Origin of the sequence: Streptomyces sp. NPDC048191, assembly GCF_040652655.1 — a bacterium.
Lineage (GTDB): Bacteria > Actinomycetota > Actinomycetes > Streptomycetales > Streptomycetaceae > Streptomyces.
This window is the reverse complement of sequence record NZ_JBEZMO010000019.1, coordinates 78,729-100,552: the sequence shown is the minus strand read 5'-3', so window position 1 is coordinate 100,552 and position 21,824 is coordinate 78,729. Positions and strand designations below refer to the sequence as shown.

10 protein-coding genes are annotated in these 21,824 nt (G+C 74.0%); 5 read left to right on the top strand and 5 right to left on the bottom strand.

Annotation, left to right across the window (positions count from 1 at the left end):
- Positions 1 to 46 precede the first annotated feature (46 nt).
- Positions 47 to 193: a hypothetical protein gene (locus AB0D93_RS27760; RefSeq protein ID WP_362124572.1), complete on the top strand. Its 147-nt coding sequence runs from the start codon at positions 47 to 49 to the stop codon at positions 191 to 193.
- A gap of 242 nt (positions 194 to 435) precedes the next feature.
- Here AB0D93_RS27760 and AB0D93_RS27755 read toward each other — a convergent pair whose 3' ends face one another.
- Together AB0D93_RS27755 and AB0D93_RS27750 are read right to left on the bottom strand one after the other, a co-directional pair.
- Positions 436 to 1,086 carry a response regulator transcription factor gene (locus AB0D93_RS27755; RefSeq protein ID WP_089100675.1) on the bottom strand — a complete coding sequence of 217 codons (651 nt, stop codon included), beginning with the start codon at positions 1,084 to 1,086 and terminating at the stop codon, positions 436 to 438.
- Positions 1,074 to 2,348: a histidine kinase gene (locus AB0D93_RS27750; RefSeq protein ID WP_362124569.1), complete on the bottom strand. Its 1,275-nt coding sequence runs from the start codon at positions 2,346 to 2,348 to the stop codon at positions 1,074 to 1,076. Before AB0D93_RS27750 ends, AB0D93_RS27755 begins: the two co-directional genes overlap by 13 nt.
- 171 nt (positions 2,349 to 2,519) lie before the next feature.
- On the opposite strand from AB0D93_RS27750, the gene AB0D93_RS27745 reads away from it, so the two are divergent.
- Complete coding sequence (locus tag AB0D93_RS27745; RefSeq protein WP_362124567.1) at positions 2,520 to 2,999, top strand: hypothetical protein; 480 nt, start codon at positions 2,520 to 2,522, stop codon at positions 2,997 to 2,999.
- Positions 3,000 to 3,052: 53 nt separating this feature from the next.
- A complete protein-coding gene (locus AB0D93_RS27740; RefSeq protein ID WP_362124564.1) occupies positions 3,053 to 3,769 on the top strand; it encodes a methyltransferase domain-containing protein in 717 nt (238 codons plus the stop codon).
- Positions 3,770 to 3,942: 173 nt separating this feature from the next.
- Here AB0D93_RS27740 and AB0D93_RS27735 read toward each other — a convergent pair whose 3' ends face one another.
- The 3 genes from AB0D93_RS27735 to AB0D93_RS27725 all read right to left on the bottom strand — a co-directional run bounded on the left by AB0D93_RS27735 (position 3,943) and on the right by AB0D93_RS27725 (position 5,717).
- Positions 3,943 to 4,173, bottom strand: coding sequence for a hypothetical protein (locus tag AB0D93_RS27735; RefSeq protein ID WP_362124561.1), 231 nt, complete (start codon positions 4,171 to 4,173; stop codon positions 3,943 to 3,945).
- Positions 4,170 to 4,784, bottom strand: coding sequence for a ParA family protein (locus tag AB0D93_RS27730; protein ID WP_362124687.1), 615 nt, complete (start codon positions 4,782 to 4,784; stop codon positions 4,170 to 4,172). The genes AB0D93_RS27735 and AB0D93_RS27730 overlap by 4 nt, the downstream gene beginning before the upstream one ends.
- A 105-nt stretch (positions 4,785 to 4,889) precedes the next feature.
- The gene (locus AB0D93_RS27725; protein ID WP_362124558.1) at positions 4,890 to 5,717 is read right to left on the bottom strand and encodes a hypothetical protein; all 828 of its coding nucleotides are present in this window, start codon (positions 5,715 to 5,717) and stop codon (positions 4,890 to 4,892) included.
- A gap of 449 nt (positions 5,718 to 6,166) precedes the next feature.
- Here AB0D93_RS27725 and AB0D93_RS27720 point away from each other — a divergent pair, with 449 nt between their 5' ends.
- Positions 6,167 to 7,894, top strand: a complete 1,728-nt coding sequence (locus AB0D93_RS27720; RefSeq protein WP_362124555.1) for a fatty acyl-AMP ligase — start codon at positions 6,167 to 6,169, stop codon at positions 7,892 to 7,894.
- Positions 7,895 to 8,037: 143 nt separating this feature from the next.
- Positions 8,038 to 21,759, top strand: a complete 13,722-nt coding sequence (locus AB0D93_RS27715) for an SDR family NAD(P)-dependent oxidoreductase (protein WP_362124552.1) — start codon at positions 8,038 to 8,040, stop codon at positions 21,757 to 21,759.
- The last annotated feature ends 65 nt before the right edge of the window (positions 21,760 to 21,824 follow it).

Sequence of the window (21,824 nt, the reverse complement as noted above, 5' to 3'; positions counted from 1 at the left end):
TCACGGTGCCTTCGATGTCGAGGTCGACGGGGAAGGTGCGCGCATCGTGCTGCAGTACGAGGCGGAGGCGTGGCGAGCAGAGCACGCTGCCGCCTTCGCCGAGTCGCTCGCCTCCTCGATCAGGAGGCTGCCCGACGGAGGCAGGGTGAGCGACCGCACGCACACGCTGCGTCAGCTGCACCCTCTCGGCTGAATCCGCGAGTTGGCGATTGCGCGGTCCTCCTGACCATCCCGTCACGGACGACACCATCCCTGTGCCGGGTGGCCTCCGTGGGCGACCGAACCGGCAGGCCGGCGGGCACTCGACGTCCCCGTACGGCTGTTCTCCACTGCTGGTCGGCTCGCCCCAAAGGATCTGGTCCGAGCGACCCCTCGACCCATTCGACCGGGTAAATCCGTCTCTGAGGGAACTGGGTCCTCACCCCACCTCGCGCACTATGCGGTTGCAACGCCCAGGAAGCGCAGCACCGCCAGGACGCGGCGGTGGTCGGCGTCGGCCTTGGGCAGGTCGAGCTTGGTGAAGATGCTGTTGATGTGCTTGGCGACCGCGCTCTCGCTCACGACCAGCTCGGCGGCGATGCCGGAGTTGGACCGGCCGCCCGCCATCAGCTCCAGCACCTCCCGCTCGCGCGGTGTAAGCCGGTCGAGTGGATCGCTGTGCCGGCGGACCAGCAACTGCGCGACGACCTGCGGGTCGAGCGCGGTGCCGCCGGCCGCCACCCGGCGTACCGCCTCGGCGAACTCCTCGACGTCGGCGACGCGTTGCTTGAGCAGATAGCCGACGCCCGAGGTGTTGGCGGCGAGCAGATCGGCCGCGTACCGCTCCTCCACGTACTGCGACAGCAGGAGCACGGCGGTACGCGGGTACTGGCGGCGGATCACCAGCGCGGCGCGTACTCCCTCGTCGGTGAAGCCGGGCGGCATGCGCACGTCGACCACGGCGATGTCGGGCCGGTGCTCCTCGACGGCGGCCAGCAGTCCTTCTGCGTCGGCGACCTGCGCGCACATCTCGAAGCCGGCCGCCTCCAGCACCTTGACCACGCCGATGCGCAGCAAGAGGGAATCCTCGGCGATCACGGCGCGCACGGCAGCTCCACGGTGATGACGGTCGGGCCCCCGGCGGGGCTGCGGCAGGAGAACGTGCCGTCGACGGACGCGACGCGCTTGGCGAGCCCGGCGAGCCCGGTGCCACCGCCGGCCGCCGCGAGATCCGCGCCGCCCGCGCCGTCGTCCGCGACGACCACCAGCAGTGTCTCCCCGATCCGCTCCACGGTCACGTCCGCCCGGGTCGCCTGGGCGTGTTTGACCACGTTCGTCAAGGCTTCGGAGACCACGAAGTACGCGACGGCCTCGACCGTGGGTGAGGGGCGCCGCGGCAGGTCCACCGCCACGCGCACCGGGATCGGGAGGCGGGCGGCGACCCCGGACAGCGCGGCGTCGAGGCCGCGGTCCTCAAGGACGGCCGGATGCAGGCCGCGCACCAGGGTGTTCAGCTCGGCGATCGCCTCCTTCGCCTCGCGGTGCGCCTCGTCGATCACCTTGCGGGCGCCCTCCGGCAGGTCGCCGAGGGTGGACCTGGCCAGGCCCAGGTTGACGGCGAGTGAGACGAGGCGCTGCTGTGCGCCGTCGTGCAGGTCGCGCTCGATCCGCCGCCGCTCGGCGTCGGCGGCGTCGAGCACGCCGGCCCGGCTCTCGGCGAGGTCGGCGACCCGACGGGCCAGCTTCTCCGTGCGGCTGGGGCCGAGCAGGACCTCGGCCGCCCGGGTCTCCAGCCGCACCAGAGCGCCGGTCAGCCGGGGCCCGAGGAACAGGAGGGCGAGGCCGCCGACGGTGATGTACACGGCCTGCGTGGTGTACCCGAGGTCGGTGACCCGCCACTGCGGGGGCAGCGCCCAGATCCACACGTAGAGGGAGGCGGCCACGAGAGCGGCGGCCCAGACGGCGAGGACGGCGAGGTCCAGGACGGCGAGCAGCGGACCCGCCACGGCGTGGTAGCAGACCTGCCGCCACAAGGCCCGCGTGGTCAGCCGGCGCACCGCCGACTTCCCGTTGCGTCCCGGCCCGGGTGCGGCGGGGCGTGGGAGGTCCTTGCCGACGAGCGCCCGGTAGCGTCGCCGCTGCCCGACGGTCAGCAGGGGTGTCATCACCAGCGTGAGCAGCAGGGGCAGCGGAGTCACGGCCACCGCGCCGGGCGCGCGCACCAACGCCGCCATCGCGCCGAGCAGCCAGAGCCACAGTGGCACCACGGCGAGGTGGAGCGGCAGGCCGGCGGCGACGAGCGCGGTCCGGTGTCCCGCTCTGCGGAACGGCCGACCCAGCACCAGCCGCAGCCACGTTGTGAGTTGCATGCGTCAAACGGTAAAGCCGCAGGCCATCCCCGTGCCATGACGCTTCCGCCCGGTTCGGGGCTGCACTTGTCTCCACCCCGGATCGGAACCCTGCGTGACTGACGGCGCCCTGGTGTGCGGCGGAGGGTGGAGCACGTGAAGGGGAGAGTCGGCAGAGAGCGGGGGAAGGCGATGCGTCAACTGGTCTTGTGCGATGAGGAATTGGACGGCGCCGAGGGCTTCGACCGCGCCGAGGTCATCCCGCTCCACGAAGAGGCGGAGGAGCCGCGCCCGGCGCGGGGCATGCGGCGGGCCGGGTGGATGCTGGTCGCCTGCGGGCTCGCCCTGCTGCCGTGGCTGTACGTGCTGGCCACCGGCCTGCCGGCCACCGCGACCGTGGCGCACTGGCCGGTCGCCTGGGTCGGGCTCGACGCGCTGGAGGCGCTCGGCCTGATCGTCACCGGCCTCCTCGCCGCCCGCGGCGACCGGCGGCACGCCCTGGCAGCCGCCGCGACGGCGACGCTGCTTGTGGTGGACGCCTGGTTCGACACCACGACCGCGGCCCTGGGCGGCGACTTCGCCACCGCGGTCGCCATGGCGCTCGGCGCCGAGCTGCCGCTCGCCGCGCTGTGCGGCCGGCTGGCGCTGCGGGCGCTGAGCCGGCCCGCGTGACGCCGACCGCCCGACTACGTACCACGGACCGAATCGATCCACCGGAGAACACCATGCACCGCATCACCACCGCCCCCGTCGCCGCGATCCCGGCCCGGACCCGCTGGGCGGTCGCCGCCGGCGCGGGCGCCGCGTTGGCCGCCGCCTGGTGGCTGGGCGACACGGCGCCCTATCCGTACGCCCAACGCGGCCTCCTCGACGTGCCGTTGCCGTTCCTGACCGCCGGCCGGATGGACGCCGTACTGCGGCCGCGACCGGGGGAGCGGATGCTGGAGATCGGCCCGGGGACCGGCCTGCAGTCGATGCACGTCGCCCCGCAGCTCGGGCCGCAGGGACGGCTCGATGTGCTCGACATCCAGCAGGAGATGCTCGACCACGTGATGTGCCGCGCCGAGCGCGACGGCCTGGCGACGATCACGCCCACCCGCTCGGACGCACGTGAACTGCCCTACGCCGACGGGACATTCGACGCGGTATACGCCGTGACCGCGCTCGGCGAGATCCCCGAGCCGGATCGGGTACTGCGCGAGGCGGCACGGGTGCTGGCACCAGGCGGGCGGCTGGTGATCGGCGAGTTCTTCGACCGGCACTGGATCCCCTTCGGTCGGCTGCACCGGCTCGCCGACGCCGCCGGCCTCCACCTGACCGAGCGCCGAGGCCCAAGCCCGGCATACCTCGCCCGCTTCCGACCCTGCGGAGCCGACGCGCCAGGTCACCAGAGCGAGCGCCTCGCCCACAGCTCTCTGGTGTGGCCGTGGGCGCACCGGTAGCCGGAACGGTGGTGGGTCCAGCGGGATTCGATGCGCCGGCCCTGGACACGTAACGCAGCAGCCCTGTTGGGAGACAGATGTGCTCGGGAGCGCGCGCTCACTGCCTTCTGGGGTGGGTGGCTTGGGAGGTGTCCTGCGGATACGAGCCCGGAGAGCGGTGCAGGTCGGTCGGCTTACCGATCCTGCCTCAGCGGTCGTAGCATCGCCTCGCCGGCGCGCACGAGTGCGGACAGCGGTTGGCCGGCCCAGCCGGTGAGGTCACGTGCGAAGGTGAGGTCCAGTTCGACGGTCACCTTGACGTAGCGGGTATCCAGCCGAGTGACTCTGGTGGGAGCGGAAGCGGGCGCCGTCGTGTCCGGTCGACGCTGCAGTGCGGCCCGATAGGCGTCCTTGCGCTGGTTCATACCCTGCCCTGACGGTTGATGAGTTCCTCGGCGAGGTCCATGTACGCCGTTCCTCGCGCCTCGACGGGGCTGCCGAAGGACTGGGAGTACAGGTCGAGCCGCGGGATATGCGTGAGCAATACATCGAAACCCCGCTCGGTGAGGGCTTCGCGGGCGTCGGCGTCGGGACCGGTACGCGTGGCGTCGGGACGGTTCGTGCGGTTCAGCAGGACGGCGGCGCGGGCCGGGTGGGAACGCAGGGACTGCATGTCATCCATTTCGCGGTCGATCGGCGCCATGCGGTCCAACTCGATCGGGGCCGGGGTCACGGGCACGATCCACTCGCTCGCGTACCGCATGACGCCCCGGGCGATGTGGGCGTGGTCTTCCAGTTGCGGGGCGTCGAACACCACTGCCCTTCGGTTGTCGAGAAAGTCGTTGACCCGCCGGTGTACGTCGCCCACCGGAAGGGCGAGCACGGGGAACGGAAAACCGCCGGCCAGTTCGCTCCAACGCAACGAAGAAGAGGCGGGGTCGCTGTCCACGAGCAAGGGTGACAGGCCCGCTGCGTGCAGTGCGTGGGCCAACCAGACGGCGCTGGTCGTCTTCCCCACTCCCGGTTTGAGGTTCACGAATGCGTAGCTCGGCGGCACAGGAGCCGACGCTAACGGCCGAGCGCCGGCGCCTGCCGTTGACGCGGTGCCACCGTGCACGGTTCACCCAGGAGCACCGGTGAATCATTCCCGCGGGCTAACCTCCCGGTTCGAGGTGCAAGTGTGCTGCGTCGCCTCGCGTGCTTCGGTGAGGGCTCGCTGCCTGAGGTTGCCGCCGAACAACTGAATCGTGGTGGCGGCCAGGATGTCATCCCTGCCGATGGTCCGCCCGTCCCCCCTGTCGATGGTCCGCCCGTCCCCCCTGCGGGTGGACGGGGCCTGGAGGGGATACTTGAGGAACGGGGGTGGGGCCGGTTCGCCCGACATCACCGGGGTGGCCGTACCAAAACGTTCTACCCCGCCCTCGCGGACGACCGCGGCCGCGTCCCGGGCGAGGTCTGTCAGGAACACGCTCGCGATTCCGTCCAGGTCGCGGACCATCGCTGGGACGGCCGTCGCCCCCTGGCTCCGCAGCAGTTTCCTGACCCCGGCCTCGAACCTGTGGGCGCCGACCACAGCACTCGGTTTGCGCGACCTGCTGCGCCTACGAGAAGGCACGATGACCCCCTCGGCGTCGTACAGGACACCGGTCAGGCCTCGAAACGTCGGGCTGTGGTCGTACCACTTGTTCCCCACCTCGAGCTCGGCGTTCCGGTCGATCGCCGAGAGAAGGTCACCGGGTGTCAGCTTCTTCCGGGCCTCCTCCGCCGCCGCTCTCCTCGCGCCGTCGATGATCTCCGTCAGCACTGTCCGCGTCACCGACGCGGCGGCCCACGCGGCCGACCGGGAGACGTGCATCGAGGTCACGTCCCTGAACACCGCTTTGACGAGAGAAGGTTTGAACGGCGAGGCATCCATGACCGAGGCGGTCTCGGGACCGCTGCGCTCCGGGCGTGCGGGCTGTGTGGTCATCGGAAAGAACGCTCCCTGCTGTCACAGTTGTCAAAGGCCCACACTTCACCACGCAGACCCGCTCTCTTCCCTCATCCTCCGTCGAAGCGGCACCACCCGGTCAAGGGCCTGACGGGGACATCCCGACGGCCGGGCCGCTGACTACTGGACTTGAACTCGTGATGCCGGCTCAGGGTCTTGCTGTGCCGCGGGACGGCCAACTCCTTTTGGACACGCAGCGTTTACATGCGTTCGACCCGTCGACCCGGGGGACTTGTTATGGTGTTACTCATTGGTAGCAAGCTGAGTGGGGGGACGCGGGGAGACCTGCGGCCATCTCGCCGCCGGGCGAGTGGCGAGACGGATGACCTGGCAAGGGGGCCCGGTCAACGGCTTCTGCGCGTGCGCGTCACGCGGCCGTCGAACTCCAGTTCCCTCACCCGCTGACCCTGACAGGTGGGACTCGTCACATGGCTCGTTCCCTGGTCGAACTACTGACCGCGCACGCCCAGCAACAGCCCGACCGTACCGCCTACCGGTACCTCCTCACCGGCGACTGCGAGGGGGACATCCAGGAGATCTCCTACGGACAACTGGCCCACCGCTCCCGGGCCGTGGCCGCCTGGCTGCAGGACCGCGGCCTGGCCGGCTCGCGCGCCCTGCTGCTCCATCCGCCCGGCCTGGAGTTCGTCTCCGCCTTTCTGGGCTGCCTCGCCGCCGGCGTGGTCGCCGTGCCGGGCGTGCCCCCGCAGGGGCGGTCGCAGAACCACCGCGCTCTCCTGCGGATGAAGCGTCTGATGACCGACTCCGACGCCAAGGTGATCCTCGGCGGCCGCGAGGTCATCGGTGCCCTGCGCACATGGTCCGAGCACCTGCCCGAACTGGAGGTGGTCCCCGGCGTCGCCACCGAGGACATCCCCGACGACGCAGCCGGCTCCTGGCACGCCCCCGACCTCACCGCCGACTCGGTGGCCTTCCTGCAGTACACCTCCGGCTCCACCTCCGCCCCGCGCGGTGTGGCGGTCACCCACGGCAACCTGCTGGACAACGAGCGGATCATCACCGAGCGGATGGGGCACACCCCGGACGTCCTCGCGGAGCACGACCGGGAACTGATCCTCAGCTGGCTCCCCGTCTACCACGACATGGGTCTCATGGGCCCGGTGCTGAACACGCTGTACCTGGGCGCCACGGCCACGCTCTTCTCGCCACTGCACTTCCTGCAGAGCCCCGATCGCTGGCTGACCGCGATCAGCCGTTACCGGCCGCACACCAGCGGCGGCCCCAACTTCGCCTACGAGCTGTGCCTGAAGCACGCCACCGCCGACCTGGTCGACAGTCTCGACCTGAGCGCGTGGAAGGTCGCCTTCAACGGCGCCGAACCGGTGCGCGCGGCCACGCTGCGACGGTTCACCGAGACCTTCCGCGCGGCCGGCTTCCGCCCTGAGGCCTTCTACCCCTGCTACGGACTGGCCGAAGCCACCTTGATGGTCACCGGCGGTGCGGTGGACGTCCTGCCCACCCTGCTGGAGGCCGCCGAGACCGGCCCGCACGCCGGCGAGGCGGACGCGGCCGCCGTGGGCTGCGGCCGGCCCGGGGCCGGGGTCACCGTGGTGATCGCCGACCCCGAACGGCAGGAGGAACTGCCCGAGGGCGAGGTCGGCGAGATATGGGTCGCCGGCGCGAGCGTGGCCAAGGGCTACTGGCGCAACACCCTTGCCACCCGCGAGACCTTCCGCGCCACCCTGACCGGCCGCGAGGGCCGCTTCCTGCGCACCGGCGACCTCGGCTTCCTGCGGGACGGCGAACTGTTCGTCACCGGCCGCCTCAAGGACCTCGTCGTCATCGACGGGCGCAATCACTACCCGCAGGACCTGGAGCTGTCCGCGGAGTTGTCCCACCCGGCACTGCGGCCCGGCTGCACCGCGGCGTTCTCCGTGGACGACGGCGGTGCGGAGGGCGAACAGGTTGTCGTGGTGGCCGAGGTGGCGCCCGAGGCGGCCGGCGAGGCCGAGAAGATCACCGACCTGGTGCGCAGCGCGATCGGCGAGGCCCACGGCCTGTCGGTACGGGACGTGGTGCTGGTCCGCCCCGGGACCATCCCGAAGACGTCCAGCGGGAAGATCCAGCGCCGCGCCTCCCGGGCGGCCTACCTCGACGGCACCCTCGCCCTGGTGGACGTGCCCGTCACGGCATGACCCCGCCGCCGGCGCGCCCGCCCGCGCCGGCCGCACGTCCGTCGGCTCCGGCCGTACGTCACCCGATGTCAGCCGTACGCCGCTGCCGCATGCGGTCGTACGGAATCCGCCCGCACCACCGTTGCTTGAGGACACCTGCCCAGATGCCTGCGAACGAGCCCCGGAAGCAGTCCACCAACACGCACCTCACCACCGCCGAGGACGTACGGGCCTGGCTGGGGTCGGCCGTCGCCGAGGCCGCCGGGCTCGACCCGCTGGCCGTCGACCCGGACCGGCCGATCGCAGAATTCGGGCTGGGATCACGCCGGTTGGTGACGCTGGCCGCGGAACTCTCCGCACGGACCGGCCGGCCACTGGAGCCGTCGCTCGTCTTCGACCACCCCACGATCGCCGCGCTGGCCGACGCGGCCCTCGGCGAGCCACCCGCCCCGGCGGCCGGCCCGGTCTCCGCCGAGGCTCCGCCGCGGGCGGCGGACGACGACATCGCCATCGTCTCCATGGCCTGCCGCTTCCCCGGCGGCGCCGACGACCCCGAGGGGCTGTGGCGGCTGCTCGCCGCCGGCGAGGACGCCATCTCCGAGGTACCGGCGGGCCGTTGGGACACCCAGAACCTCTACGACCCCGACCCCGAGGCCACCGGCAAGGCGTACACACTGCGCGGCGGCTTCCTCGACGGCATCGACCGCTTCGACGCCCCCTTCTTCGGCATCTCGCCCCGCGAGGCCGACGCCATGGACCCGCAGCAGCGGCTGCTGCTGCAGACCAGCTGGGAGGCGATCGAGCGGGCCGGGATCGTCCCCGAGACGCTGCACGGCAGCTCCACCGGCGTCTACATCGGCCTGTACGACAGCGGATACCTCGCCTCCGCCTCGCTGGCCCAGCTCGACGGGCACGTCGGCACGGGCTCGGCACCCAGCGTGGCCTCCGGGCGCATCGCCTACACCCTCGGTCTGCAGGGCCCGGCGGTCACCGTCGACACCGCCTGCTCCTCCTCCCTCGTCGCCCTGCACCTGGCGGCCCGCGCGCTGGCCGCAGGCGAGTGCGACCTCGCGCTCGCGGGCGGCGCGAGCCTGCTGGTGACCCCGCGGGCACACGTGGAGTTCAGCAGGCTGCGCGGGCTGTCGCCGTCCGGGCGGTGCAGCCCCTTCTCGGCCGACGCCGACGGCGTGGTGTGGGCCGAGGGCTGCGGTGTGGTGCTGCTCAAGCGGCTCGCCGACGCCCGCCGCGACGGCGACCGGGTGCTCGCCGTGGTCACGGGCTCGGCCGTCAACCAGGACGGCCGCAGCCAGGGGCTGAGCGCCCCCAACGGCCCGGCGCAGGAACGGGTGCTGCGCGCCGCCCTCGACGCCGCCGGACTGGCACCGCACGACGTGGACCACGTCGAGGCGCACGGCACCGGCACCCGGCTCGGCGACCCCATCGAGGGGCGTGCACTGGCCGCCGTCTTCGGACCGGGCCGCCCCGCCGACCGGCCTCTCGGCCTCGGCTCGCTGAAGTCCAACATCGGTCACACTCAGGCCGCCGCGGGCATCGCCGGCGTGATCAAGACGGTGCTCGCCCTCGGGCACGAGCTCATACCGCCGTCCCTGCACGCGGAGAACCCCACCGAACACATCGACTGGGCGGGCAGCGGCCTGGCCGTGCACGGCAGCGCCCGGGCGTGGCCGCGCGGCGGCGACCGCGTACGGCGGGCCGGGGTGAGCGCGTTCGGTATCAGCGGCACCAACGCACACGTCGTCCTGGAGGAGGCACCGCAGGACGCCGCGGCACCGGCCGGGGCGGAGACGGAGTTGCCCGGCCCGACGCTCTTCCCGCTCTCCGCCCGCACGCTCCCCGCGCTCCAGGCGCAGGCCGACCGACTTCACGCACGTCTCGTCGCGCGGCCGGAGTCGCCCCTGCCCGCCGTGGCCGCGACGCTGGCCCACCACCGCACCCACTTCGAGCACCGTGCCGTCGTGCAGGCGGCCGGCCGGGACGAGCTGCTGACCGCGCTGCGGACCCTTGCGGAGGGCCGGCCCGACACCGCGCTGGTTGCCGGCCCCCGGCGGACGCTGCCCGCGGGCAAGGTGGCCTTCGTCTTCCCCGGCCAGGGCGCCCAGTGGGCCGGCATGGCCCGTGACCTGCTCGACCGCGATCCCGTGTTCGCCGACGAACTCGACCGCTGCGACGCCGCCCTGCGACCGTTCACCGGCTGGTCCGCGGCGGCGGTCCTGCGCGGCGAGGCGGGAGCCCCGTCCCTGGACCGCGTGGACGTCGTCCAGCCGGTGCTCTTCGCGGTGATGGTGTCCCTGGCCGCGGTGTGGCGGGCCCGTGGCGTCCGGCCGGACGCCGTGATCGGGCACAGCCAGGGCGAAGTGGCCGCGGCCTGCGTCGCCGGCGCGCTCAGCCTCAACGACGCGGCCGCGGTGGTCGCCCTGCGCAGCCGGGCCCTGACCGAGCTGTCCGGCACCGGCGCCATGGCCGTCGTCGCCCTGCCGCACGCCGAGGTCGCGACCCGCCTCGAGGGTCTCGGCGGCCGGGTCTCGGTCGCCGCCGTGAACAGCGGCCGGGCGACCGTGATCGCCGGTGACGTGGCGCCGCTGGAGGGCCTGCTCGCCGACCTCGACCGGGAACAGGTCTTCGTCCGCCGCCTCGACGTCGACTACGCCTCCCACAGCGCCGGGGTCGAGCAGGTGCGCGCGACGATCCTCGACGAGCTCGACGGCGTGACCACGTACCCCACGTCGGTCGCCTGGTACTCCACCGTCACCGGTGAGCCGGTCACCGAGGAGCTGGAGGCCGACTACTGGTACACCAACCTGCGCGAACCCGTCCGCTTCGCGCCCGCGGTGGAGCGCATGGCGGCCGACGGCTACCGCCACTTCGTCGAACTCGGCCCGCATCCGTCCCTGCTCACCGCCCTGCACACGATCGGCGAGGACTGCGGCCACGAGTTGGTCGCCGTCGGCTCCCTGCGCCGGGACGAGGACGGACCCGCCTGCCTGGACCGCGCCGCCGCCGAACTGCACGTCCACGGACGGCGGACGGACTGGCGGCGCCTGGTCGCGGGCACCGTCCGGACGGACCTGCCGACCTACGCCTGGGACGCCCGTCGCCACTGGATCGCACCCGAGTCCGCTTCGGGCGGGCCCGGCCTGTTCGACCGCGCCGCGCACCCGTTGCTCGGCGTCCAGCTGCAGTCGGCCGACGAGACCCGCTGGACCTTCCGCAACGAATGGTCCCCGGCCACCGCCGACTGGCTGTCCGACCACACCGTGTTCGGCCGGACCGTCGTGTCCGGCACGACCCTGCTGGAGCTGTGCCGGGCCGCCCTCGCTGTGGCCCGCCCGGACGACCCGGCCGACGTGACCGACCTGCTGTTGCTCGCGCCCCTCGTGCTGCCCGCCTCCGGCACGGTGGAGGTGTCCGTCGAGGTGGTCACCGCCGGCCCGGCACCTGAGATCACCGTGCACAGCCGCCCGCGCGGCCAGGAGACCACCGGCTGGACCCTGCACGCCACCGCCTCGGCGGCCGCGGCGACCGAGGTGGCGGGGCGGCCGCCGGTGTGGCCTCGGGCGGCGGAGCCCGCTTGGAGCCCGGACACCTACGAGCGGCTGACCGGACTCGGCCTCGGTTACGGTCCGGCCTTCCAGGGCGTACGGGAGGCGGTGGTGACCGGCGCCGGCGAGCTGCTGGCCCGGCTGGCGCTGCCCTCCGTGGCCCACGACCTGACCGACCCCTACCCCGTCCACCCGGCGCTGCTGGACGCCGCGCTGCACGTGACCGCGGCCCTCGAAGAGGGCGCCGCCTCCGACGGCCGGGTGCTCCTTCCGGTCGCCGTGGGCCGCGCCGCGCTGTCGCCGGGCGGCGCCGACGACCTCACCGTGTCCGTGCGGCGCACTGGTGCCATCGGCACGGATCCCACGCTGGACGTGACGCTGTGGGATGCCGACGGTCTCCCTGCGGGCCGGCTGGAAGGGGTACGGCTGCGGGCCGCGAGCCCGGCGGACCTCGCCGCCGGTTCGGGCAACGGGCGGCACCTGTACGAGGTGGTCTGGACGGCCGCGCCCGAACCGCCCGCCGAGGCACCGGCCGGTGACTGGACCGTCGTCGGTGACCCGTCCGACCCCGACGTCGACGCGGCCCTGCGCGGCCTCGAAGCCGCGGGGATCCGGTGCCGCGACACGGGTGGCGACGTGCTCGTACGGTTCTGGCCGCAACCGGCCGAGGACGCCGGGACGGAGGCCGCCGCACGGGAGGTGACCGAAACCGCGCTGGCCGAACTGCAGGCCCTCGCCGCACAGGAGGAGGCACCCGCCCGGACCGTCTGGGTGACCCGCGGCGCGGTCGCGGCCGACGACCGGGACACCGTCCCGGGCCTCGCCCGGTCGGCGCTGTGGGGCCTGGCCCGCGGCGCCCGTGCCGAGCATCCGGACCTCGGGCTGACGCTGCTCGACCTCGAGGACACCGATCCCGCGGCTGCCCTGCTCGCCGCCGTCGCCCACCGGGACGAGCCCGAACTCGCCGGGCGCGCGGGCACCTTGCTCGTGCCCCGGCTCGTGCGCGCCCGCGCCGCCGACACGGACCGTGCCCGGACACCCGTCGACGGCACCGTGCTGATCACCGGAGGCCTCGGCGCCGTCGGACGCCACATCGCCCGGCTCCTCGCCGAACGGGGCGTGCCCCGCCTGCTGCTGACGTCCCGGCGCGGAGCCGACGACCCGCGCACGGCCGAGGCCACCGCGGAACTGACGGCGCTCGGCGCCGAGGTCGAGGTGACGGCGTGCGACGTCGCCGACCCGGCGGCCCTGGCCGCCGTGATCGGTCCCGTCGCGGGCGAACTCCGCGGCGTCGTGCACTGCGCCGGCGTCCTGGACGACGGGGTGGTCGCCGAGCTGACCCCCGAACGCCTCGCGCGGGTCATGCGCCCCAAGGCCGACGGTGCCGCCCACCTGCACCGGCTCACCGCGGACGCCCAGCTCGACCTGTTCCTGCTGGTCTCCTCCGCCGCCGGTGTCGTCGGCAACGCGGGCCAGGCCAACTACGCCGCCGCCAACGCCTTCCTCGACCAACTCGCCCACCACCGGCGCGCCTTGGGGCTGCCCGCGGTGTCGATCTCCTTCGGCGCCTGGGCGGGCGAGGGCCTCGCCGCCGAACACGCCGACCTGGAGCGGATGGCCCGCCTCGGTCACCGCGCTCTCACCCCGGAACAGGGCCGCGACCTCGTCGAACTCGCGCTGCGCCGGGACGCCCCGCACCTGGTCGCCTGGGCGCTGGACCTGCCCCGCCTGCGCGAGACCACGGCCGGCGCGGGCGGCGCTGCGGCCGCCCTGTGGCGCTCACTGCTGCCCGCGCCCCGCACCGGGCAGGACGGCGCGGACGGCCTGGCGGACCGGCTGGCGCGGCTGCCGGAGGCCGAGCGCGCCGACCGCGTCCTGGCCCTGGTCCGCGAGGAGGCCTCCCGCGCCCTCGGTCTGCGCTCGGCGGAGTCCGTCCGCGCCGACCAGCCGCTGCGCGACCTCGGCATGGACTCGGTGACGGCGGTGGAGCTCCGTAACCGCATCGGTGCCCGCCTCGGCTCCCGGCTCCCGGCCACCCTGCTGTTCGACCACCCCACCCCGGGCCGCCTCGCCCAGCACCTGCTGGCCACTGTGATCGCGACGGGCGGCCCCGCCGCCCGCCGTCCCGCGCCCGCCGCGCCGCACACCCGCACCGCGGCGCACGACGAGCCGGTCGCCCTGGTGGCCATGGCCTGCCGCCTGCCGGGCGGCGTGGGCGACCCGGAGGAGCTGTGGCAGCTGGTCGCCGAGGGCCGTGACGCGGTCGGCCCGTTCCCGGCCGGGCGCTGGGACGTCGAGTCGCTGTACGACCCCGACCCGGAGGCGCCGGGCAAGTCGTACGCCCGGGAGGGCGGCTTCCTGGACGACATCGAGTCCTTCGACGCGGGTTTCTTCGGCATCACCCCGAAGGAGGCCGCCGCCATGGACCCGCAGCAGCGGCTGCTGCTGGAGACCGCGTGGGAGGCGCTGGAGCGCGCCGGGATCGTCCCCGCCGAACTGGCGGGCAGCACCACCGGCGTGTACGTCGGCATGTTCGGCAGCGACTACCTGTCGGGCTCCCGGCTCGACCAGCTGGACGGGTACGTCGGCACCGGGTCGGCGCTCAGCGTGGCCTCGGGCCGGCTGGCGTACGCGCTCGGGCTGCACGGCCCGGCGCTGACGGTGGACACGGCGTGCTCGTCGTCGCTGGTCGCGGTGCACCTGGCGGCCCAGGCACTGCGGTCGGGCGAGTGCGACCTCGCGCTGGCCGGCGGTGTGACGCTCATGGTGACCCCGCAGACCTTCGTGGAGTTCAGCCGGCTGCGGGGCCTGTCCCCGACCGGCCGCTGCCGCTCCTTCTCCGACGACGCCGACGGCGCCGTCTGGGCCGAGGGCGCCGACATGCTCGTACTGAAGCGGCTGAGCGACGCGCGGCGGGACGGCGACGAGGTGCTGGCGGTGCTGCGCGGCACGGCCGTCAACCAGGACGGCCGCAGCCAGGGCCTGTCCGCCCCCAACGGCCCGGCGCAGGAACAGGTGATCCGGCGGGCCCTGGAGCTGTCCGGTCTCGAACCCGCCGACATCGACCACGTGGAGGCGCACGGCACGGGCACGACGCTGGGCGACCCGATCGAGGCGAACGCCCTGATGCAGGTCTTCGGTGACTCCCGTGCCCCGCACCGCCCGCTGTACCTGGGCTCGCTCAAGTCCAACCTCGGGCACACGCAGGCCGCCTCGGGCGTCGCCGGGCTGATCAAGGTGGTGCAGTCGCTGCGCCACGGGATGCTGCCGGCCACCCTGCACGCCGGCACACCCAGCCGGCACGTCGAGTGGGACGGCAGCGGCCTGCACCTGCTGCGGGAGGCCGTGCCCTGGCCGGCGGCGGGGGAGCGGGTGCGGCGGGCCGGGGTCAGCGCCTTCGGGATCAGCGGGACCAACGCCCATGTGATCGTCGAGGAGGCCCCGCCGCCTGCGTCAGAGCCCGAGCCGGCAGACGAACTCCCTTCCGGTAAACGGCTGTTCGTGCTGTCCGGGCGGAGCGAGGCCGCGCTGCGCGGGCAGGCCGCACGGCTGGCCCGGCACCTGACCGGGGACACCGCGCTGCCGGACGTCGCCCACACCCTGGCCCGGCACCGCAGCCACTTCGCCCGGCGGGCGGCGGTCACGGCGGGCGACGTGGACGAACTGCGCGCCGCGCTGGACGCGTTGGGCAGCGGGCGGGTGCAGCCGGCCGGGCCACGCGAGGAGGAGACGGGCAAGGTGGCCTTCGTCTTCTCCGGGCACGGCGGCCAATGGCCCGGCATGGGCCTGGAGTTGCTGGCCGGTTCCCAGGCGTTCCGCGAGGAGCTGACCCGGATCGACGAGGCGGTCCAGCGGCACGTCGGCTGGTCGGTGCTCAACGCGCTGCGGGCACCGGAGGAGTTCTCCCCGCTGCACCGGACCGAGTGCCTGCAACCGGTGCTCTTCGCGGTCAACGCGGCGCTGGCCGCCGCGTGGCGGGCCCTCGGCGTGGTCCCGGACGCCGTGGTCGGACACAGCCTGGGCGAGATCGCCGCCGCCTACAGCGCGGGCGCCCTCGGCCTGGACGACGCCGTGACCGTGGTGACCGGACGGGCCCGGGCCGTCGTCCCGCTGGTCGGGCAGGGCGGCATGGTCGCGGTGGAGCTGCCGCGGGCGCGGGTCGAGGAACTGCTCGCCCCCTACGCGGACCGGCTGTTCGTCGCCGCGGTCAACAGCGCGGGCGCCACGGCCGTCTCCGGCGCCGCCGACGCGCTGGCCGAGCTGCGCCGCCACCTCGAGGAGCGGGGGATCACCGTACGACCGCTGTCGACGCCGTTCGCCTCGCACACCCCGCTGATGGAACCCCTGCGCGAGGAGTTGCTCGACCGCTTCTCCGGCATCCGGGGCGCACAGGCTCCGACCCCGCTGTACTCGACGGTGCTGGCCGAACCCGTCTCCGGTGACCGGCTGGACGCCGACTACTGGTACGCCAACCTCAGCCGGCCCGTGCGCTTCGCCGACACCGTCCGGCGGATGCTGGACGACGGCTACCGCTACTTCGTCGAACTCAGCCCGCACCCGTCGCTGCTGTCCTCCATCGAGGCGGTCGCGGCCGAGGCCGGGATCGACGTGGCCGGCGTGGGCTCGCTGCGCCGTCAGCAGGACGGATCCGACCTCCTGCTGCGCAGGGTCGGCGAGTTGTACGTCGCGGGCCACACACCCGACTGGCCGGCGCTGTTCCCGCGAGGCCGACGCGTCGACCTGCCGACGTACGCCTTCGCCCGCGAACGCCACTGGCTCACGCCCGCCCCGGCCACCGCCACGGGCTCCTCACCTCTCCTCGGCACGCACGTCGAGTCCAGCGACGAGCCCGGCCGGCACCTCTTCCAGAGCGACATCGACCTGCGCGACAGCCGCTTCGCCTATCTGAGCGACCACCGGGTGGACGGCGAGGTCTGGCTGCCCGGCGCCGTCTTCCTCGACATGGTGCTGGAGGCCGCCACCGCGGTGCAGGACGGCCGCCAAGTACACCTGCACGAGATCGAGTTCGTGCAGCCGTTGCGGCTGGATCCCGAACGGCCCGTCCGGGTGCAGCTGGTGCTGCGGCCCGCCCGGGACGGCTTCCGGTCCTTCACCGTCGCCTCCGCGGCCGCCGGTGAGCGGCGCCCGCGGTGGGAGCGGCACGTCGGCGGACGCGTCGCGGTGACCGGCGAGCAGCCACCGGCCGACGTGCGCCCCGACGACGTGCGGTTCGACGAGGCGCCGCTCGACACCATGCGTGAGCGGTGCACGCAGGACGTGGACCTGGCCGCGGTGTACGCCGGGCTGACCGCCCTCGGCATCGACTACGGCCCCGCCTTCCGGGGCCTGGAGCAGGGCCGCCGCGGCCACTCGGCGGCCCTGGGCCGGCTGGCCGCCAGGCCCGCCGCGGGTCATCTGCTGCACCCCGCGGTCCTCGACGCCGCGTTCCACACGGCCGCCCTGCCCCAGGGCGCGCCCGAGGGCCGGGCGTTCGTGCCCGCCGGGGTGGGACGGCTGCGCTTCACCGGCCTGCGCACCGCGCCTGCCTGGACCGGCTGCGAACTGCGTTCCGTGTCCGGCGACACCGCCACCCTGGACCTCAGGATCTGGGACGAGGAGGGGCAACTCGTCCTGGAGATGGAGGAGTTCCGGCTGGCCGCGCTCTCGCCGCTGGACGGCGCCCTCTTCGAGACCCGCTGGCGCCCGCGCCCGGTGGCGCAGGAACCACCGGTGAAGGGCAGCTGGCTGATCCTGGCCGACGACACGGGGGTGGCGGACGCGCTCGGCGAACGGCTCGGCTCCTCGGTGCCGCACGTGGTCGCCCGCAGGGGCAACGCCTTCGCCGTCGAGGCACCGGGACGCTACGTCCTCGATCCGGCCGACCCCGACCACCTGGCCCGGCTGCTGGAGGAGGCCTTCGCGGACGGACAGCCCGAGCGGGTGGTCCAGTTGGCCGCGCTCGACGCCCCGGCGATCGGCGATCCCGGATCGGCGGAGCAGGCGGCGCGCCTGTGCTGTCTGAGCACCCTGCACCTGGTGCGCGCCCTCGCCGGCCGGCCGCAGGGCCGGGCTCCGCGCCTGTTCGTGGTCGTACGCGGCAGCCAGGCGGCCGGTGACAGCACCTGGGTGACCAACCCGCAGCAGGCGCTCGCCTGGGGCTTCGGGCTCACGGTGGCGCAGGAGTACCCGGAGCTGTCGACCACGCTGATCGACCTGCCGCCCACCGACGGCGTCGACGCCCTGTGGACCCAGCTCAGGCACGCCGACGACGAACGGCTCGTCGCGCTGCGCGGCACCGGCCGCCTGGTGCCGCGCCTGGCCCACACCCGCCCGGACGACGGCGGTCACGGCGAGACCTCCGTCGACGGGGTGCACCTGATCACCGGCGGTCTGGGCGGCCTCGGCCGCGTCGTCGCCGAGCGGCTGGTCCGCCGCGGGGCCCGCCGACTGGCTCTCATGAACCGGGGCACGCCCGACGCGGAGGCCAGGAACTGGATCACGGGTCTGGAAGAGCGAGGCGTCACCGTGCACCTGGCCCGGGCCGACGTCGCCGACCGGGACAGCCTCACGGCCGCCCTGGACGCCGTACGGCACGCCTGCGGGCCGGTCGCCACGGTCGTGCACACCGCCGGTGTGCTCGACGACGCCACGGTGGCGAACCTGACCGACGAACGCGTCCTGCGCGTCCTCGCCCCGAAGGTCCTGGGCACCGCTCTGCTCACCGAGCTGGTCCCGGAGGCCCGGAACCTGGTGCTGTTCGCCTCCGCGGCCGGACTCCTCGGGTCGGCCGGGCAGAGCCCGTACTCGGCGGCGAACGCCTTCCTCGACGCCTGGGCACACCACCTCTCCCGCTCCGACCGCCGGGCACTGAGCCTGGACTGGGGCGCCTGGGCCGGTGTCGGCATGGTCGCCGGGTCCGGCACCCGGGCCGCCGAGACCAGCCGTTCGGGCCTGATCGCCTTCTCGCCGCAGGAGGGAGGCGAGCTGTTCGAGCGGGTCCTGGCCACCGCCCGCCGCCAGCTCGCGCCGATCGCCCTGGACCGGGAGATGCTCACGCTCGTCCCCGACGCCGTGCGCACCCGCCCGATCCTGGGCGACCTGGTCACCGTCCCGACGGGCACGGCCGCCTCGGACGACCTGGTCAAGAAGGTGTTCGCGGCGACGACCGACCAGGACCGCGCCACCTGGCTCGAGGCGTACGTCCGGGCCCGGGTCGGCGAGGTCTCCGGCGGAGCGGTCGACGTGTCGGCGACCACGGCCCTGAAGGAACTGGGCCTGGACTCCCTGATGCTGGTGCGGCTGCGCAACGCCTTCGTCCGCGAACTGGGCGTGGAGCTCCCGGCCGCGGACGTGTTCGCGGCGTCCGACATCCGCGGCCTCGCCCAGGCCCTGGCCGAGGGCCTTCCGGAGCGGGGCGCCGTGCTGCGGCAGGACCCCGGCGACCTCGCCGGGGAGGTCCCCCAGACCGAACTGCGGCCCGCGACGCGCGACGTCGTACGACTGCTGCGCAGCGCCCGGCCGGGCATGCCCGGCGCCGCGCACGGCATCGGCCTCGCCCTACGCCTGACCGCGCCGACCACCCCCGAGACGCTCACCGGCATCCTCACGCGGCTCGTCGCGCGACACGCGGCCCTGCGCACCGCGATCGTCACCGGGGAGGAAGGCGTCCGGCAGCTGCGGGTGGACCGGGAGCCGGCGGAACCGGTGCTGCGCTGCACGGCCGTCGAAGGCCCACTCGACGGCGCGGAGCGCCTGCGCGCCCTGCTGGAGCCGCCGTTCGACCTGGCGACGACACCACTGTGGCGGTTCGAGCTGGTGGACGGCGGCGCACACGGCCAGATCCTGGTGTTCGGCGCCCACCACGCGGTCAGCGACCTGCAGTCGCTGCTGCTCGTGGCCGGCGAGATCGACGCGGAACTGTCCGGCACCCCCCTCGACACCGCCGTCACCAACCGCGACATCGCCCTGCTCATCGAGGCCCAGCAGGGCGGCGAGGGGGCGGGCGCGGAGTGGCGCGAACACTTCCACGGCAGCGAACGGCTCGACCTGGAGCTGTCCCGGCCGCGCCCGGCGACCCGGTCGTACCGGGCCGGCAGCGTGACCGTGACGATTCCCGACGGGCTGACGGAACGGGTCGCGGCGGCCGCGAGCAGGCTGGCCGTCACTCCCGCCGCCTTCTGCCTCGGCACCCTGACGGTGCTGCTGGCCAGGAAGCGGGAACGGGAGCGGTTCGTGCTCGCCGTGCCCGTGGACACCCGCATCCACGCCGACGCGTACGAAGCGGTGGGCTTCTTCGGCGTGCCGGTGCCGTTCCCCGCCGAGGCCCGCGCGGGCGAACAGGTCGCCGAGGTGCTGCGCCGCACCGACGCGCGCCTGCAGCGCCTCCTCGCCAAGGGCGCCGTGTTCTCCGACGTCCTGGCCACCCTGGCCCGGCAGGGCCTGCACCAGGAGAACGCACCGCTCGTCGAGGTCTACTTCAACTACGTACGGTCCTCGCGCCGGCTCACCCGGCTGGAGGTGCTGCCGGCCGGCACCGGCTACTCCGACCTCGACCTGATGATCACCATGACCCCGGACGCGGCCCGCATCCGGCTCGACCACAACCTCGACATCCTGGACGCCGCGACCACCGCCGAGCTGGGGGAGGAGTTCCTGCGGTTGCTCGCGGAGACGGCCGAGGACCCCGCGGTGCCGGCGCGCGCCGGCACCCGGGCCTCCGCGGTTACGGCGCCCGCACCTCGCCGGTCCCTGGCCCTCGCCGCCACCTTCGCCCTCGGCAACCTCCCGCTGATGTGCGAGGCGGCCGTCGGGAACGGGGCCGGGGACGACGGAACGGCGATCGCCGAGGCGCCGTACCACCACGTGCTCGCGAGCCTCCAGGATCCCTCGGGTGTCTTCGCCGACCCGTCGACGGCGGTGGGTGCGGTACTGCTGCGGGCGGTGGACCTGGAGCGCTTCGGCCCGGTCGACGACGCGCTGCTCGCCGAGCTGCGCACCGCCTACCCGGCCGCCCTGAAGGCCCTGTCCGAACGCACCGGCAAGCCGCTGCTCGTCGGGTTCCTGCCCGCCGCCCGTCAGGAGGACCGACTGGCGCAGTGGGAGCGAGACGTGGCCGCCGACCTGGCCGGCCTGCCCGGCATCGCGGTGCTCGGCCCCGACGACTGGACCCGGCACCACCCCGTCGCGGAACGCTTCGACGAGCGGACCGAGCGGCTGGCCCACCTGCCCTTCACCCCGCCCTTCCAGGCGGCCGTGGCACTGCGGCTCGCCGAGGTCGTACGTGCGGTACTGCGCCCCGCGCCCAAGGTGATCGCGGTGGACGGCGACGAGACCCTGTGGGGCGGGGTCGCCGGCGAGACCGGCCCCGAGGCCGTGGACCTGACCGGCCCGCGTGCTCTGCTCGCGCGCAGGCTGCTGCAGTGGCGCGAGGCGGGCGCGCTGCTGGCACTCGTCAGCAACAATGACGAGGCCACGGTCCGCGCCGTCCTGGACCGCCCGGACAGCCTGCTGAAGGCGCAGCACTTCAGTGTCCTGTCGGCCGCCTGGGGACCGAAGCCGGGCCGCCTGGCCGACGCCGCGCGCACGCTCGGCCTCGGCCTGGACAGCTTCCTGTTCCTGGACGACAACCCGGCCGAGATCGCCAAGGTGCGCTCCGCGCTGCCGCAGGTGCTGTCGGTGACCTGCCCGCCCGCGGACGAACTGGAGGAGTTCCTCGGCCGGTTGTGGCCGCTGATCCCCGCCGCGGCGACCGCCGAGGACGCGCTGCGGGCACGGTTCTACACGCAGGAGCGGGAGCGGGAGACCGTACGCGAAGGCGCCGGGTTCGAGGAGTTCCTCGCACAACTGGGGCTGGAGGTCGACATCCGGGCGCTGGCCGAGGCCGACGTGCCGCGGGCCGAACAACTCGTCCGCCGCACCAACCAGTTCACGCTCCGCCACCGGTCGGCCGACGGCGGCGACGTCGCCCGGTGGCGACAGCGGGGCGAGGTGTGGACGGCGGTGGCCCGGGACCGGTTCGGCGACTACGGCCAGATCGCGGTTCTCGCGCTCTGCGCTGAAGGCGATCAACTGGACGTTCCGGGCTGGCTGATGAGCTGCCGGGCGCTCGGCCGAGGGGTGGAGGAACACCTGTTGCGGTGGCTGGCCGGCCGTGCCGAGGAACTGGGCTGCGCGAAGGTCCGGCTGACGGCGGAGCGCACGGAGCGCAACGTACCGGCACGGCGACTGGTGGCCGCGCTCGGCGGCGGTGACCAGGACGACGAGCGTCTGGAGGCCGTGGTCACACCGGACCACCTGAGGGCGTTCCGGTCCTGGGAGCAGCAGTGAGGACGTCCGCAGCAGCAGGTGAGGACCTCACCGGAGGCAAGGACCTGGTCGGAAGGCACGGGCCT